This window comes from Kineosporiaceae bacterium (genome assembly GCA_016713225.1).
Classification (GTDB): Bacteria; Actinomycetota; Actinomycetes; order Actinomycetales; family Kineosporiaceae; genus JADJPO01.
Map to the genome: position 1 here is coordinate 494,943 of JADJPO010000001.1, position 15,204 is coordinate 510,146.

Below are 15,204 nucleotides of genomic sequence, written 5' to 3' on the forward strand. Positions count from 1 at the left end.
TCACTCCGCGTCGAGGTCGCGCGCCAGCAAGGCCACCAGCGAGTCCAGCGCTGCGTCGGCGCCGTCCCCCTCGGCGGTCAGTTCGACCTCCTGGCCGTGCTCGGCGCCCAGGGCCATCACGGCCAGGATGCTGGTCGCGTCGACCGGCTCCTCACCGACCTTGGCGATCTCGACGTCCAGGCCGGTTTCGGCGGCGGCTTGCACGAACAGGGATGCGGGCCGGGCGTGCAGGCCCACCGAAGAGGCGATGGTGACCGTTCGTCGTGCCATGGCGGATCTCCTTGTCTGAAGAGCGTTGTCCGGTAACGGATCTGATGTCGGTCGGTGCGAGCGCCGTCGAACTCGCTCGTCGCACCTCAGGCAGCGACGGGGACGGCCTCGCGGCTGTGATCACGCTGCTTCAGGGCGATCACGATGCCGGCCATGATCAGGACGCCGATGAGCAGCGCCAGCAGGAAGAGCAGGAACTGGCCGATCAGCGGCAGCACCCAGATGCCGCCGTGCGGGGCGCGCAACGTGGTTCCGAAGGCCATGCACAGCGCACCGGTGACCGCCGAACCGAACACGGACGAGGCGATGATGCGGATCGGGTCGGCGGCCGCGAACGGGATGGCGCCCTCGGAGATGAACGAGGCGCCCAGCAGCCACGCGGCCTTGCCGTTCTCGCGCTCGGGCTCGGTGAACAGCTTCGGTCGGACGGCGGTCGACAGCGCCATGGCGAGCGGGGCGACCATGCCGGCAGCCATGACGGCGGCCATGATCTTCAACTGCGGTGCATCGGTGGCGGCACCCGCTGCACCCAGTCCGGCGGTGGCGAAGGTGTACGCGGTCTTGTTCACCGGGCCACCGAGGTCGAAGCCCATCATGGCCCCGAGGATCAGGCCGAGCACCACGGCCGACGAGCCGGACATGCTGTTCAGGGCGTCGGTCAGGGCGTTCATCAGCGAGGTGATCGGCCGGCCCAGCACGGTGATGAAGATGCCTGCGGTGATCAGGGTCGACAGCAACGGGATGACCACGACCGGCATGACGCCGCGGACGCCCTTGTGCACCTTCCACCGCGAGATCCAGCGCGCCACGAAGCCGCCGAGGAAGCCGGTGGCGATGCCGCCGAGGAACCCGGCGCCCATGGTGGCCGCGATCGAGCCCCCGACGATGCCGGGCACGATGCCCGGGCGGTCGGCGATGCCGAAGGCGATGAAGCCACTCAGGATCGGAACCAGGAACCCGAAGGCTGCGGCGCCCATCACGAACAGCAGGGCGGCCCAGGAGGTCAGGCTGAGCAGGTCGAAGTTCTGCGCGATGTTGAAGGCCGCCTGGTCATCCTTGGCGGTCAGGCTGTACTTGACGATCTCGATGGCGCCCTGCTCGCCGATCGCGACCTGGGCGAGCATGAACGACAGCGCGATCAGGATGCCGCCCGCCGCGACGAACGGGATCATGTACGAGACGCCGGTCATCAGCCATTGGCGGATCTTGGTACCGGTGCCGGCACCGGCGTCGACCTTGGTGGTCAGGCCGCCGGCCGAACCGCCGCCGGCGGCGGCGGTGACGTTCACGCTGCTCGGGTCCTGGCGGAACTGCTCGGCCGCGGCGACCGCCTGGGCGATCAGGCCGGGACCGTCCGAGATGGCCTTCTTGACGCCGACGTCGATGGTCGGCTTACCGGCGAACCGGCCCCGGTCCTTGACCTCGAGGTCGTGGGCGAAGACCACGGCGTCGGCCGCGGCGATGACCGCGGGGTCCAGTGGGTCCGACCCGGCCGATCCCTGGGTCTCGACGATCATCTCGTGGCCGGCCTCGCGGGCGGCCACCTCCAGGGCCTCGGCGGCCATGTAGGTGTGGGCGATTCCGGTGGGGCAGGAGGTGACTCCGACGAGCTTCATCTCAACTCACGACCTCTCGCTCGACGATCTCGACGACGGTGGCGGCGTCGGGGGCGTCCTTCAGGGACTGACGGAACTCGGTGCGCATCAACTTGCGGGCCAGGGCGGCGAGGATCTTCATGTGCTCCTGGCCGCCGCCGTCCGGGGCCGCGATCAGGAAGATCAGGGTGGCCGGGCCGTCCTCGGCGCCCCAGTCGATTCCCGTGGCGGGACGGCCGAAGACGAGCGACGGCTGGGTGATGGCGGCGCTGCGGGCGTGCGGGATGCCGATGCCGCCGGGCAGGCCGGTGGCCATCTGCTCCTCGCGCTTGCGGACGTCGTCCAGGAACGTCTCGAGGTCGGTGCAGCGGCCGCTGGCGACCAGGGTCTGCGCCATCGCGCGGGTCGCGGCGTGTCGGTCTGGGGCGTCCAGGTCGAGCACCACCTGGTCGGTTGTGATCAGGGACATGGTCTTCCTTTCGTGGGAGTGGCGATCGGTCGGGTGGTGCTGAGGGGTGTTGATCGAATCAGTGCAGGAGTCGGTCGAGATCGGGGTCGGCGGTGCAGATGACAACGATGTCTTCACAATCCGCGGACGACGGCACCCGGCTGCCGGGCAGGCGAACCGCGGCGGCTCCCCAGGTGACGCCGGCGATCAGGGCGGTCGCGGCGTCCTGGTCGCGTGAGAGGGCGTCGAGCAGGCCCGCCAGCAGGCAGTCACCGGCCCCCACCGTCGACAGCGGGTCGTCGATGGTGGCGATCGCGTGGGTGCACCCGGTGGCGTCGACCAGCAGGGCACCGTCCCCGCCGAGGCTCACCACGACGCGTTCGATGCCGTCTGCCACCAGGGCCGCGGCGGCATCGCGGACGTCGCGCAGGGTGGTCATCGGGGTGCCGACCAGTTCGGCCAGCTCTTCGTGGTTGGGCTTGATCAACTGGGGCCGAGCCGCCACGGCGGCGGCCAGCGGAGCCTCGGAGGAGTCGATGGCCACCCGCACGCCGTGCTCGCGGGCGCGCCGCACCAGCGTGGCGTAGAGGTCGACGGGGGCGCCCGGGGGGAGTGAGCCGCAGCCCACCACCCAGGTGGTGGTGGCATCGACGGCTGCCAGGGTGCCGTCGATCAGGGCGTCGACATCGTCGCCGGTCAGGGTCGGGCCGGGCTCGTTGAGCTTGGTGGTGGTGCCGTCGGGTTCGACCACGGCGACGTTCATGCGCAGCGTGCCCTCGACGGGCACGGTGTAGCGGGGGACACCGGCGGTGTCGAGCAGGGCCTCCATCAACCGGCCCTCCGGGCCACCGCTGGGGAAGACGGCGACGGTGGGGGTGGACTGGGCGGTCAGCGCCCGCGAGACGTTGATGCCCTTGCCGCCCGGGTCGATGCGGCTGGAGGTGGCTCGGTGCACCTCGCCTCGGTGCAGCTCGGCGATGGCGATGGTGCGATCGACGCTCGGGTTGGGGGTCAGGGTCAGGATGGTCATGCCCGCACCACTCTCGGTCCGGCGGCCTCGAGTTCGAGCGTCAGCTCGTCGTCCAGGTCGCTGTCGGTGATCAACAGGTGGATGTCGTGCAGCGTCGCGAACCGGTGGAAGTGGGTATCGCCGGCCTTGCTCGAGTCGCTCAGCAGTACGGTGCGCCGGGCGGTGGCGATCATCGCCCGCTTGGCGGCGGCCTCGCTCTGGTCGGGGGTGGTCAGCCCGCGGGAGACCGAGAACCCGTTGGTTCCCATGAACGCGACGTCGACCACGACCCCGTCGAGGGCTGCGGTGGCCCAGTCGCCGACCGTGGCGCCGGTGCGGCCCCGCACCCGCCCCCCGATCAGGTAGAGCTCGACGCCCGGGTGGGTGATCAAGACGGACGCTGCGGTGATCGAGTTGGTCACCACGGTCAGGTCGATGTCGGGCGGCAGCAGCTCGACCAGGGCCAGGGTGGTGGTTCCCGAGTCGAGCAGGACGGTGCCCTCGCGGGGCAGCTCGTCGAGGGCGCGGGCGGCGATGCGGCGCTTCTCCGCCGTCAGCCGAGTGGTGCGAGCCGCCAGCGTGGGCTCGAGGTCGAGTCGCTCGACCGGGATGGCCCCGCCGTGCACCCGGCGCAGCGAGCCGCGCCGTTCGAGGGCGGTGAGGTCGCGGCGAACGGTCTCGGGAGTGACGTCCAGCAGCTCGGAGAGGCTGCTCACCTCGACGCGGCCGGCATGGCGGGCCTCGGTGAGGATCCGCTGTTGACGCTCTTCGGCATACATCGGCAGGAGACTCCTTCGTCTCTGGACTCGTCTCGGTGCTGGCTGGCTGTGCTGGTCGGTGCTGGCTGGGCTCGCTCATCCGGTGTGCGAGGTGTATCCCTTTCGCACCTGTATCAGATCACGGCTTCCACGCTATGTAAAGAGATTCGGGCATCCGAATTTCTGTGATTACGTCTGTTTGAGTTGGAAACTCAGGCGTTCGGATCGTGCCGGTGGGGAGGGGTGGTCGCCGGGGAGCGGTACGACAGACTCGGCGGGTGTCTCGTCGCGGATGGGTGCTGTTCTCGGCCATGTCGGTCATCTGGGGCGTCCCGTACCTGTTGATCAAGGTGGCGGTCACCGACCTGTCGCCGGCGATGGTGGTGTTCGGGCGGACAGCCCTGGCCGCGGTGGTGCTGCTGCCGCTGGCGATTCGCCGCGACGAGCTCGGTGCCCTGCGACCGGTGGCGCGGTGGGTGGTGCTGTTCGCCGTCATCGAGATCAGCGTCCCGTGGATCATGTTGGGCTACGCCGAACTGCGCCTGAGCAGTTCACTGACCGCGCTGTTGCTCGCGGTGATCCCGCTGGTGGCCATGCTGTTCAGCCGGATCGCCGGCCTCGAACGCCGGATCGGTCGGGGCCGCTGGCTGGGTCTCGCCGTCGGACTGGCCGGGGTCGGCGCGGTGGGCGGGCTCGATCTCGGTGGTGGGGACGTGGGCGCGGTACTCGCCGTCCTGTGTGCCGTTCTGGGGTACGCCGCAGGGCCACTGTTGATCGCCAAGCGCCTCTCCGCGGTGTCCGGTTCGGCCGTCACGGCGGTGGCGATGACCCTCAACGCCCTCGGCTACCTGCCGTTCGCGGTGTGGACCCGGCCCGAGATGCCTGGCCAGGTGCCACTACGGGCGTGGCTCGCGGTGGTGGCGCTGGGGCTGATCTGCAGCGCGTTGGCCTTCGTGGTGTTCTTCCACCTGGTGGCCGAGGTCGGACCCGCGCGAACATCCGTGATCACCTACGTGAACCCCGTGGTGGCGGCCATCTCGGGCACCGTGGTCCTCGGCGAACCGGTCACCTCCGGGCTGCTGGTGGGGTTCCCGCTCGTGCTGTGCGGCTCCTGGCTGGCCACCCGCTCCACCCCTCGGTGATCACCAACGTGATGCGACCTTGTGCTCTCGTGTGAGTCCTGCATCGGGGGAGAGGATCGATGCGGGACCGTTACGGTCACGGGAGGTCACGTCATGAAGGTCCACGTCGTCTACGACTCCGCCTACGGCAACACCGAGGTGGTCGCGACCGCGATCGCCGATGTCCTGCGCTCCAGCCACGAGGTGGTGCTCTACCGGGTCGATCTCGCTGCGCCCGAGGCCCTCGTTCCCGGCGACGTGTTGGTCGTGGGTTCGCCCACCCAGGGCGGCCGCGCCACCCCGGCACTGGATCGCTTCCTGGCCCACCTGCCCGACTCGGTGCTCGAAGGGCTGTCCGTCGCGACCTTCGACACCCGGCTCGCGGCGCGTTGGGTCCGCATGTTCGGGTACGCCGCGCCCCGTATGGCCAAGGCCCTGGTGCTGCGGGACGCCGTGCCGCTGGCGCCCGCCGAGGGGTTCCTGGTCGAGGGGCGCGAGGGACCGCTCGTGGCGGGGGAACGTGAACGTGCCGCGCAATGGGCTGCGGGGCTGGCCCTGCCCGTCACGCACTGAGGGCTCGACGAGGAGCCCGTCCGCGACGCGCCTCGGGGGCAGCGTGCCTCAGGGGCTGGCGGGCAACCACTTCCGCCACACCTGGGGGTGGGAGTCCAGCCACTTCTGTGCGGCCGCCTGGGGGGTCAGCTTCTTCGCCGTGATGTCGCTGGCCACCTGGTTCTGATCGGCGTTGGTCCAGCTGAAATTCTGGATCAGTTCTGCTGCAGGGCTTCCCGAGTAGGCGAACTCTCGGTTGAGGATCTTGTCCAGGTCGTAGGGCTGGTAGTCGCACGCCACCGTCTTGGGGTTGGCGTCGCAACCGGGTGTGTACGGCGGCAGCGGGATGTGCGCCAGCTCGACCTCGGACAGCAACCACTGCGGCGAGTAGAAGTAGCCCAGCAGCGGCGTCTTGCTGCGCTCGGCGTCCCGGAACGCCTCGATCAGGGCGTCCTCGCTGCCCGCATAGACCACGGTGAAGTTCAACCCGAGGTTGCGCAGCAGCGCCTCGTCGTTGGTCACGTAGGTCGGGTCACCGGCCAGGAACTGGCCCTTGGCACCGGATTTCGGTGTTGTGAACAGCTCCCAACGTTCCTTCAGCTTCTTCCAATTGGTGATGTCGGGGTACTCCTCCACCATCCAGGGCGGTACGTACCAGCCGATCACTCCCTTGTTGCCGGTCAGCCCGCCCTCGACGGCGACACGATCGGTGTCGATGTACTTCTTCTTCAGGTCGTCGTGGCCCCAGTTCTCCAGGATGGCGTCGACCGATCCATCGGCCAGGTGTTTCCACGAGTCCGCTTCGGCCTCGGGGCGGACGGAGACCTTGCAGCCGAGTTCCTTCTCCGCCACCAGCTTCACCACGGCGAGGTTGGCGTCGTAGCCGGCCCAGGGGTTCGAGGCGAGCGTGACGGGACCGCACGCCGTCCGACTCACCCCAGGTGCGGGGACGAGTTCGGGGGCGGTACCCCCGCACCCGGACAGCGTCAGCGCAGCGAGCGCCGCGCCGGCGGCGAGCAGGCGACGTACGGGCTTCACAGCCGTACCTCCTGGTTCTGGTGGGCGATCGCTCGGGCGAGCACTTCCTCGATGAGGGCGACCAGGACATGTTTGACCGAGTCGCGGCGGCGGGCATCGCAATCGACCACCGGGACGTGGTCACTCACCCCGAGGGCCTCGCGCACCTCGGCGAGGTCGAACCGTGGGACGCCCTCGAACAGGTTGACCGCGACCAGGAACGGCACCCCGTGTTCCTCGAAGTAGTCGATCGCCGGGAAGCAATCCTCGATGCGCGAGGTGTCGAGCAGGATGACCGCGCCGAGGGCGCCGTGCACCAGGTCGTCCCAGAGGAAGGCGTAGCGGTCCTGCCCCGGGGTGCCGAACAGGTACAACCGCAGGTTGTCGTCCAGGCTGATGCGACCGAAATCCAGTGCCACCGTGGTGGTCACCTTGCCGGGGACGTGGCGCCGGTCGTCGACGCCGTCGGAGGCATCTGTCATGTCGGCCTCGGTCAACAGTGGCTCGACCTCGGAGATCGCGCCCACGAAGGTGGTCTTGCCGACGCCGAAGCCGCCGCTGATCACGATCTTGACCGAGACCAGATCGACCAGCTCGTCAGAGTGCACGGACACGATCCCGGATCCTCTCGATCAGGCGCACCGACAACGTTCCGGGCTCGACGGCGGTCACGACGCCGTCCGCGACCAGATCGCTGATCAGTACTCGGGCGACGCCGAGCGGAACCCCCACGGCGGCGGCGATCTCGGCCAGGGACGTCGGTGTCGCGCAGGTCTGGACGATCTGCCGCGCCTCGAAACGCAGGTTGGCCGGGGTGACGGCCTGCGCCTGGATCAGTGTCTCGACGCGCAGGTCGTCGCGGGTGGGGCGGGTGCGTCCGCCGGTGATCAGGAAGGGGCGGATGACCGGGGTGTCCTCGGTCTCGGTGTCGAGTTCCTCGGGCGACCCACGTTGGTGCGCGGTGCCTGGCGCCGGCCGGTCGGTGTTCATCGCGGCAGGTGCCGCCGCGACTCGGAGATCAGTGCCGGGGTCAGCATCGGGCCGAAACGCTCGGCCAGTGAGGCCGTTTCGTACCCGATCAGCCCCAGGTCGCCCTCGCCGTCGGCCACCACGCCGATGCAGCTACCGCCGGCGATGGTGGAGACCAGCAGGAATCCACGCACCATCTCGATCATGACGAGCTTGAGGCCCTCGAACTCGTATCGCCGCGCCGCGCTGCGGCCGAGACTGACCAGACTCGACACGATCGCGGCCAGATGGTCGGCCTCACTGCGGTTCAGGCCCGCGGAACCGGCGATCAGCAGGCCGTCGGACGAGACGGCCACCGCCTCGCGGACGCCGTCGGTGGTGCGGACGAAGTTGGCCAACATCCAGCCGAACTCCTGCCCTGTCGTGGACGGGTGCGCACTCATGACTCGACCTCCGGCTGATGCTCCTCCTGCCCCCGACGGACTCCTGCTCGTAGCGCGGTGAGCCGTGCGCTCACGCTGGACGGTGCCTGGTCCAGCCGGGCACGTTCGGCCGCAGCGAGGTCGACCACGCGGGTCGGCTGGGGGCCGGCCGACGGGCTCGACGTCGTGGCACGGACCTCTCGGGGCATGCGCTTGGGCAACCCGTTGCGGGTACGTGCCGGATCGTTCGTCGCGACCGGTGCGGTCACCCCCTGCGGCGGGGTGTCGTCCCACGCGACGCGACGCGCGTCGTCCGGCCCGAACCGGATCGTCGCGGCGGGCGGCACCGAGTGCCCCACGCTCGCCGCCGCCGGGCGTTCGAACAGCGAGCCCTCGGGACGACGCAGCTCGGGCGGGGCCAGTGCAGACGCCACCGCCGGCGGGATGGCCTCGACCTCGACGTCCTGCACATCGACCGTGACCACGACGGGGGCGTTGTCCCGGGCGAGGCGGAGGGGCGGTGGGGTGTCGTCGTCCGGTCGCGGGGCCTGGGCAGCGAGCACGGCCGGAGAGGGTTGCCCGGTGGTCTTCTCGTGCGCCGGAGGTGCCGACGAGGGCAGTTCGGGCTGCACGGACAGGACGGCCCGCGGGAGGGTGACGCGGGCGGTGACGCCCACCACGGGGGAGGGGAGCAGCTCGACCTCTGCCTCGAGCAGACGGGCGAGCTCACCCACGACGAAGTGACCGAGGAATCGGGTGTGGGCCGAGATGAAGTCGCCCTCGCCGCGCAGGCGCGAGTTCGCCTGGCGCAGCTCCTCGGTGGTCATGCCGACGCCCTGGTCGGTGACCGCGATGAGATATCCGTCGGGCAACTGGCGGCCCTGCACCTCGACCTCGTACTCGGGTGGCGAGAAGGCCAGGCCGTTCTCGATCAGCTCCGAGAGCAGATGCGCGACGGCGCCGACGGATCCGCCACCGACGAAGGCGTCGTCGACCCGGCGCAGCGTGACCCGGCGGTATTCCTCGACCTCCGACACGGCGGCGCGGATCACGTCCGCCATCGGTACCGGGGTGGCCCACCGGCGTGAGCTGGCGGCACCCACCAGCACGAGCAGGCTGTCGGCGTTGCGGCGCATCCGGGTGGCCAGGTGGTCGAGTTCGAACAGGTTCGACAAGGCCTGGGGGTCGATCTCCTCGCTCTCGAGCTTGGTGATGAAGCCCAATTGGCGGCGGATCAGACCCTGGTTGCGCCGCCCCAGGTTGGTCAGCGACTCGATGGTGCGGGTGCGCTGGATGGTCTGCTCGATGGCCAGGTCGTAGGCGGCGCTCTGCATCCGATCGAGGGCCACCGCCACGGATTGGATCTCGAACGAGGCGCGTTGCGGAATGCGCACGGGCTCAGGGGGTTCGGGAGTCTGATCGCCCCGGCCCGCCTGCACCAACCGGACGGCCTCCGGCAGGCGCTCGGCCGCCACCGCCTCGGCCTCGGCAGCCAGGGCGGCGAGCGGGCGGGTGATCGAGCGTGAGACCAGCATGGCGAGGTAGAGCGAGGCGAGCAGGGTCAGCAGCACGCCGGCCGTCAGCAGGCCGAGCCGCTCGGCGGCGGCGCTGCGCAACTCGAAGGCCCGGAACTGGATCTCCGAACCGATGTGCAACTGGAGTTGGTCCAGGTCGCCGAGCACGGTGGTCAGGCCGGACCACCAGGCCTGGGGATTGACCACCAACGGCCGGCCGTCGGCGCCCTCGACCGCGACGCGTTCGAAGTACTGGGTCGTGCGAGCGGCTCCCGTGCCGAGGGTGAAGTCGAGGGCCTTCAGCTGGGTGTCGGTGGCCGCCTCGCGCAGCCGGGTGGCGGCCGTTTCACGCGTGGCCCTCATGGCGGCGAACTGGACGAACTCGCCCTTGCCGAACCCGCCGGCCGAGAATACGCCGTTCAGGAATGCCCGCTCCTGGGCGATGGCCTCGGACATGTCCTGCAGCGCGGTCAGTGCACCGACCCCGCGACGGAGTTGCTCGTCACCGGAGCGATCGAGCCCCAGGCTGCTGCTCCCGAGCCGGGAGATCAGGTTGGTGAAGTAGGAGAACGTGGCGGCGCGTCCGGCCGAGGTGCTGTCGGCGGCGGCTCTCACGGCGCTCAGTCCATCGAGCTGGGCCAGCGCGCTGCGGACCTCGGCGTCGGCGTCCCCGTCGCCGCTGACCAGGCCGGCCAACGCGGTACGTCTCTGATCCACCTGCCGGCGTGCCGGGGTGAGCTCGGGCGTGAAGCTCTGGTTGCCGCCCAGGACGGCCGCGGTCAGGCCGCGCTCGGTCTGCAACGCCTGCACCAGGTTCTGGACGCCGAGGGTGAGATCAACTGCGCGAGTAGTGGATTGCGCCGTCCGGTAGTCGCGGACCTGTTGCGTGGCCACCACGCCGAGCAGGATCAGGACGACCGCCGCGGGGAGGGCGAGGATGCGCGCCAGGCGGCTGCCGATGCTCCCGCCGCTGAGGGCTCCGCTGTGCCTGCCTCGGCTCACGATGGCAAGCTCCGGTGGCTGCGGGTGAACGTGAGGGACAGCACGTGTCTCGGACCCATTCTCGGCCCCATCCTGCCGGTGATGGACGAAAGTGGCGAAGCGACGCCATTGATGCGTGTCGACCGCGGAGGTCGAAACGTAGCAGAACGAGCGCCGACGAACCCAACTCGATCATTACGTAAGGATTAAAAGGCGTCACTGTCCGTAGAGCGAATATGCGCATTTTTGGGATGATTTGTCCGATCAAGCGGCGCCGTCGACCTGGAAGCGGCTGACCATGCCGGCCGTCAGGTGATCGTTGACGTGACAGTGGAAAAGCCACACCCCGGTGTTGTCGGGAACCATGTCGGCGGTGACCATGGTCGCGGGCAGCAGGCTCACGACATCCATGCGCATCCCGGCGACCAGGGCGTCGTTGCCGTGCCAGTGCGGGGTGTGGAGGTCGACCTCGGTGCCCATGCTCATCAGGTACCAGCGCACGCGTTCGCCCTTGTGCACCACGACGGTCGGCTGGTTGCCGTACAGATAGCCGTTGATCGAGTGCATGAGATTCGACTCGCCGAACCCCTCGTCGTCCTCGAGGTCGCGCCGGTGTCCCCTGGGCAGTCGGTCGATGTTGGCCGCCAGGTAGCTGCTCTGGTTCTCGTCCATGACCGCGAAGAGCTCGAAGACCTCACGGTCGACGTCCTGCGGGCTGCCGTCCGCCTTCGCCATGCCCTGGGCGGTGATCGCCATGAACCCCTGCAGCCCGGCGTAGGTGTCGGAGACCTCGTCGGTGTGTGAGTGGTACATCCACATCACCGAACTGCCGTCCTGGGGGCCGGGCCCGGCACGGTCGGGCACCAGCCAGGTGTAGGTGTGGGTGGCGCCCTTGGCGACCCCGTCGTCCATGGTGTCGGTGCCGGAGGTGTTGTCGGCGTAGGGCGCGCCCTCGGAGGCCTTGAGGTAGAAGACGCCGTGCGGGTGGACCGAGACCGGTATGCGGCAGGACCGGTTTCGGAAGATCACCTTGATGGTGTCGCCGACCTCGCCGCGGATCACCGGGCCGGTGAAGCCCAGGTAGGCGTCGGCGGCCGGGCGCGGGGACGGCGTGGTGAAGGTGGCGTCGGTGTAGGCGTGATAGAGGCACTTCAGATAGCGGGGGCCGTTGCGATCCGTGCCCGGTTGGACGAAGACCTGGGCGTCCTCGTCGAACGGCCTGCCGGTGATGAGGTTCTTGCCGCTGGGGGTGTAGTCCCAGACCCGCTCGTCGGCGCCGAGGTAGTACGTACGGGTGCGCCCGGTGGGGTGGTAGCCACCCTGTACGGATTGCCAGTAGGCCGGGCCGCTCATGCCCGCCGCGCCGGCCGAGGTCATGCCGCTGTGAATCTCGGTCTGCTGGGCGCGCATGGTGAGGAACCAGGTGCCGGCGACGAGCAGAACGCCCGTCAGGGCCATGGCCAGGGCGATGCGGGTCAGGCCCGGGCGGCGCGCGGGGGGCGGGCTCTGGGTGAAGAAGGTCTCGGGGGTCGGCGGCGGGCCGTCGGGCGCCGTCCCGAAGGGCATTCCACCGGCCCCGAGGGGAATGCCGTCCTTGTCGGATCTGTGCGACACGAGGGTCGAGATTAGCCTCTATAAAAGGTAAGAGGAAGGTCATTGCCAGGTAATCGCTCGCGCGCCGCTGCCGAGGCCGCGGATCAGCTGAACGGCCGCGATCGACGTCGCGCTGCAACCGACAGGCTTCGGCAGGAGTCCAGGAGAACAGCCGCGCGCCGGAACGCCGGCCCGTGGCTTCGGAGAGGAACGTCATCATCATGCGGGCTCGAATGACAGGTATCGCCCTGCTCACCATCGTGGTGAGCGCCTGTGGCGGCACGGCGACGACACCGGCCGGCTCGGTGCCGTCCGTTGCGCCGACCATGCCCTGGGGCTGAAGCTCGTCGTGGAGACGACCAGCGGCATGAACGACCCCTGCTGGCAGTTGGCCCTCGGATCGCCCACCTCGGGCATGACGGTGCTCACCGAGGGTGGCCGCAAGGGCAAGGTCGCGCGCTACGACCTCCAGGGGTACGGCCTGTCCGCGGCGAAGCAGGCCGCACTGCCGCGGACGGCGGCAGGAGTGGGTGTCGGCTCGACCAAGGCTCAGGTGCTGGCGGCCTATCCGGGCAAGGTTGCGGCGACGCCGCACACCTATGTCGAGGGCGGGCAGTACCTGCGCGTGCTCGACGGGCAGGGCCACGCCATCGTGTTCGAGACGGACGAGAAGGGCCGGGTCACCCTGCTACGGGCCGGTCTGGTGGGGCCGGTCGACTACATCGAGGGCTGCCTGTAGTCGCCTCGGTCGCCGGGTCGCCTCAGCTCAGGCAGAGACAGAAGGGATGACCCGCCGGGTCGAGGAAGACCCGGAACGTGGTGCCCGGCTGGTGGTCGTGCCTGGTCGCGCCGAGTTCGAGGACGGCGACCTCGGCGGTGTCGAGGTCGTCGACCACGACGTCGAGGTGCATCTGTTGTGGCTGGTCCTGGCCCGGCCACTGGGGTGGCCGGAAGTCGTCGACCTTCTGAAAGCCCAGGGAGTCGCCGTACTCGGCGCGGATGAGCCACCAGCTGTCGTCCTGGTCGTCGCCCTGCTCGACCTTCCAGTCGAGCAGGGCGCCGTAGAACGCAGCCAGTGCCTGGGGGTCGGGGCAGTCGAGCACCACGACCGGGAATCGTGCGATGGCCATGACCAGCAATCTAGGACGCGACGCGTCCGGCCGCGGATCGAGTCACGTCACTCGTTCGGCTCAGTGGTGGTCAAGCAGACGGGCCTCATCCTTCACATGGGCTTAGCGCACGTTGTCATCGGCGTTGCCTAGGCTCCTCTCGTTCGCTGTACCCGATCGGGAGAGAGAGTTCGTGTCCAAAGGCCGTCATCGCGCGGAGCCTGTCAGACAGACCTCGGCTCGTCTCCCGCGTCAGCTGACCCGCCCGGCCGCCGGGATCGGTGCGGCGCTGTTGGCCTCTGCCCTCGTGGTGAGCCTCTGGCCGGACGCCCGATCGACTGTCGGCGACACCGCGGTGATCGTGGCCGACGACCTGCGTCAGGACGACGCGGTGGCTGCCAATGCCCTCCGGGCCGCTGCGGCGATGCGAACGGAGGAGCGGGTCAGTCGGCGACGGAGCGCACCTGCCCAGCCGGCGTCGTCCGCCGTCACGTCGGCTTCGCCCACACCGGCTGCCACGACTCCCGCATCGTCGGTTCCCGAGGTGGTGGGGCAACGCTGGGCGACGACCGGTATCACCATTCGCTCCGGCCCGTCGGCCGAGCGAGACCGCATCGGTGCCCTGGAGGCAGCGGCCGGCATCGGCATCACGGGTGTGACCGAGAGCGGCTGGACCCAGGTGGTGACCGACGGACGGGTCGGGTGGGTCAAGTCGACCTACCTGGCCACCTCGAAGCCGAAGGTCGCGAGCGTGCCGTCTGGGGTGTCGGACGCCAAGTGCTCCATCAGCACGAGCATCGAGTCGCACCTGACCTCGCGAGCCCGCGCGGTGTACCGCGCGGTGTGCGCCGCCTACGGCGATTCCGTGTCGTCCTTCGGTGGTTACCGTGCCGGGGACGACGGCGACCATGGCAACGGCAAGGCCATCGACATCATGGTGTCGGGCGAGCCGGGCTGGGTCATCGCCCGGTATGTCCAGGCTCACGCCCGCGAGCTGGGTGTCTCGTACGTGATCTATCGGCAGCAGATCTGGATGGCCGGCAACCCGACCAGCCAGTGGAAGTTCATGGAGGATCGCGGTGGCACGACCGCGAACCACTACGACCACGTGCACGTCAGCGTCCAGTAGCGCTACAGGGCGATGCCCTGAGCTGTCGTCAGCTGTCGCCAGAGTCGCTGCCTCTCCTAGATCAGGACGATCGTCAGGACGACGACCGCCGTTGTCGCCATGACAACTCTGGCCCACAGGGGAGCCAGCGAGTACGCGACGAGGGATGCCGTGAACAGCTGGCTGGAGAACCCGAAGACCACGACCGTCGACGCGGCGAGCAGGCCGCCGATGTTGTGACCTGGGCATCCCGGCCGGCGGCCTTGACGATGATCGGACCCAAGCTCATACACAGGGATGCCAGCAGGGCGGCGAGCTGTTGCTCGCGCCTGCGTAGCCGCTGCCTACTGGCCTCCGAGAGAGACCCTGCGCGCACGGCCAAACGACGGACCAGCCGCACTCATCTATCAGCACGCGATAGTGACCGCAGACCGTGCAATCGCAAGGGCAGGCGATGCGGCCCCGATTTGAGAGGGTTGTTCAACCTAGCGAGACGCTGGCGCTTCGCGCGCACGACCCAAGAGCCAGAGGGTCGATCCCGACCCTCTGGCTCTTATAGCGGGCCCGGAGGGATTTGAACCCTCTACCTACCGAGTAGCAATCGGCTGCTCTATCCCTTGAGCTACGGACGCCATGCGCATCGGCAACGCCACCGCCACACCAAAGGTCATTCACCCGCACGGCCCCATGGCCACCAGCAAGCCATCCGGTGGGACCCTTTCGCCAGTCGTCCCCGTA

Annotated in this window: 16 protein-coding genes and 1 tRNA gene; 4 read left to right on the forward strand and 13 right to left on the reverse strand. The window is 69.2% G+C overall.

What is annotated here, in order from left to right; genetic code table 11:
- From IPK24_02265 to IPK24_02285, 5 genes are all read right to left on the reverse strand, one after another.
- The gene (locus IPK24_02265; protein MBK8074396.1) at positions 1-270 is read right to left on the reverse strand and encodes an HPr family phosphocarrier protein; all 270 of its coding nucleotides are present in this window, start codon (positions 268-270) and stop codon (positions 1-3) included.
- A gap of 86 nt (positions 271-356) precedes the next feature.
- Positions 357-1,886, reverse strand: a complete 1,530-nt coding sequence (locus tag IPK24_02270) for a PTS fructose transporter subunit IIBC (protein ID MBK8074397.1) — start codon at positions 1,884-1,886, stop codon at positions 357-359.
- Position 1,887: 1 nt separating this feature from the next.
- The gene (locus IPK24_02275) at positions 1,888-2,334 is read right to left on the reverse strand and encodes a PTS sugar transporter subunit IIA (protein ID MBK8074398.1); all 447 of its coding nucleotides are present in this window, start codon (positions 2,332-2,334) and stop codon (positions 1,888-1,890) included.
- A gap of 58 nt (positions 2,335-2,392) precedes the next feature.
- Complete coding sequence (pfkB, locus tag IPK24_02280; GenBank protein ID MBK8074399.1) at positions 2,393-3,343, reverse strand: 1-phosphofructokinase; 951 nt, start codon at positions 3,341-3,343, stop codon at positions 2,393-2,395.
- Positions 3,340-4,101: a DeoR/GlpR transcriptional regulator gene (locus tag IPK24_02285; protein ID MBK8074400.1), complete on the reverse strand. Its 762-nt coding sequence runs from the start codon at positions 4,099-4,101 to the stop codon at positions 3,340-3,342. Before IPK24_02285 ends, pfkB begins: the two co-directional genes overlap by 4 nt.
- A 257-nt stretch (positions 4,102-4,358) precedes the next feature.
- On the opposite strand from IPK24_02285, the gene IPK24_02290 reads away from it, so the two are divergent.
- Positions 4,359-5,222, forward strand: a complete 864-nt coding sequence (locus IPK24_02290) for an EamA family transporter (protein MBK8074401.1) — start codon at positions 4,359-4,361, stop codon at positions 5,220-5,222.
- Between the two features lie 93 nt (positions 5,223-5,315).
- Positions 5,316-5,774 (forward strand): flavodoxin family protein, encoded by a 459-nt coding sequence (locus IPK24_02295; protein MBK8074402.1) that lies wholly within the window; start codon positions 5,316-5,318, stop codon positions 5,772-5,774.
- 48 nt (positions 5,775-5,822) lie between these two features.
- On the opposite strand, the gene IPK24_02300 is transcribed toward IPK24_02295, so the two are convergent.
- The 6 genes from IPK24_02300 to IPK24_02325 form a co-directional block, all read right to left on the reverse strand.
- On the reverse strand, positions 5,823-6,791 hold the full coding sequence (locus tag IPK24_02300; GenBank protein MBK8074403.1) for an ABC transporter substrate-binding protein: 969 nt from the start codon (positions 6,789-6,791) through the stop codon (positions 5,823-5,825).
- Positions 6,788-7,384: an ATP/GTP-binding protein gene (locus IPK24_02305; protein ID MBK8074404.1), complete on the reverse strand. Its 597-nt coding sequence runs from the start codon at positions 7,382-7,384 to the stop codon at positions 6,788-6,790. Before IPK24_02305 ends, IPK24_02300 begins: the two co-directional genes overlap by 4 nt.
- On the reverse strand, positions 7,368-7,760 hold the full coding sequence (locus IPK24_02310) for a DUF742 domain-containing protein (GenBank protein MBK8074405.1): 393 nt from the start codon (positions 7,758-7,760) through the stop codon (positions 7,368-7,370). Before IPK24_02310 ends, IPK24_02305 begins: the two co-directional genes overlap by 17 nt.
- A complete protein-coding gene (locus IPK24_02315; GenBank protein ID MBK8074406.1) occupies positions 7,757-8,182 on the reverse strand; it encodes a roadblock/LC7 domain-containing protein in 426 nt (141 codons plus the stop codon). The genes IPK24_02310 and IPK24_02315 overlap by 4 nt, the downstream gene beginning before the upstream one ends.
- A complete protein-coding gene (locus IPK24_02320) occupies positions 8,179-10,677 on the reverse strand; it encodes a nitrate- and nitrite sensing domain-containing protein (protein MBK8074407.1) in 2,499 nt (832 codons plus the stop codon). Before IPK24_02320 ends, IPK24_02315 begins: the two co-directional genes overlap by 4 nt.
- A gap of 243 nt (positions 10,678-10,920) precedes the next feature.
- Positions 10,921-12,066, reverse strand: a complete 1,146-nt coding sequence (locus IPK24_02325; protein MBK8074408.1) for a multicopper oxidase domain-containing protein — start codon at positions 12,064-12,066, stop codon at positions 10,921-10,923.
- A gap of 532 nt (positions 12,067-12,598) precedes the next feature.
- Here IPK24_02325 and IPK24_02330 point away from each other — a divergent pair.
- On the forward strand, positions 12,599-12,988 hold the full coding sequence (locus IPK24_02330; GenBank protein ID MBK8074409.1) for a hypothetical protein: 390 nt from the start codon (positions 12,599-12,601) through the stop codon (positions 12,986-12,988).
- A gap of 22 nt (positions 12,989-13,010) precedes the next feature.
- Here IPK24_02330 and IPK24_02335 read toward each other — a convergent pair whose 3' ends face one another.
- Positions 13,011-13,379, reverse strand: a complete 369-nt coding sequence (locus tag IPK24_02335) for a VOC family protein (GenBank protein ID MBK8074410.1) — start codon at positions 13,377-13,379, stop codon at positions 13,011-13,013.
- A gap of 172 nt (positions 13,380-13,551) precedes the next feature.
- On the opposite strand from IPK24_02335, the gene IPK24_02340 reads away from it, so the two are divergent.
- Positions 13,552-14,487: an SH3 domain-containing protein gene (locus IPK24_02340; protein MBK8074411.1), complete on the forward strand. Its 936-nt coding sequence runs from the start codon at positions 13,552-13,554 to the stop codon at positions 14,485-14,487.
- 538 nt (positions 14,488-15,025) lie between these two features.
- On the opposite strand, the gene IPK24_02345 is transcribed toward IPK24_02340, so the two are convergent.
- Positions 15,026-15,099, reverse strand: a tRNA-Ser gene (locus tag IPK24_02345).
- Positions 15,100-15,204 lie beyond the last annotated feature (105 nt).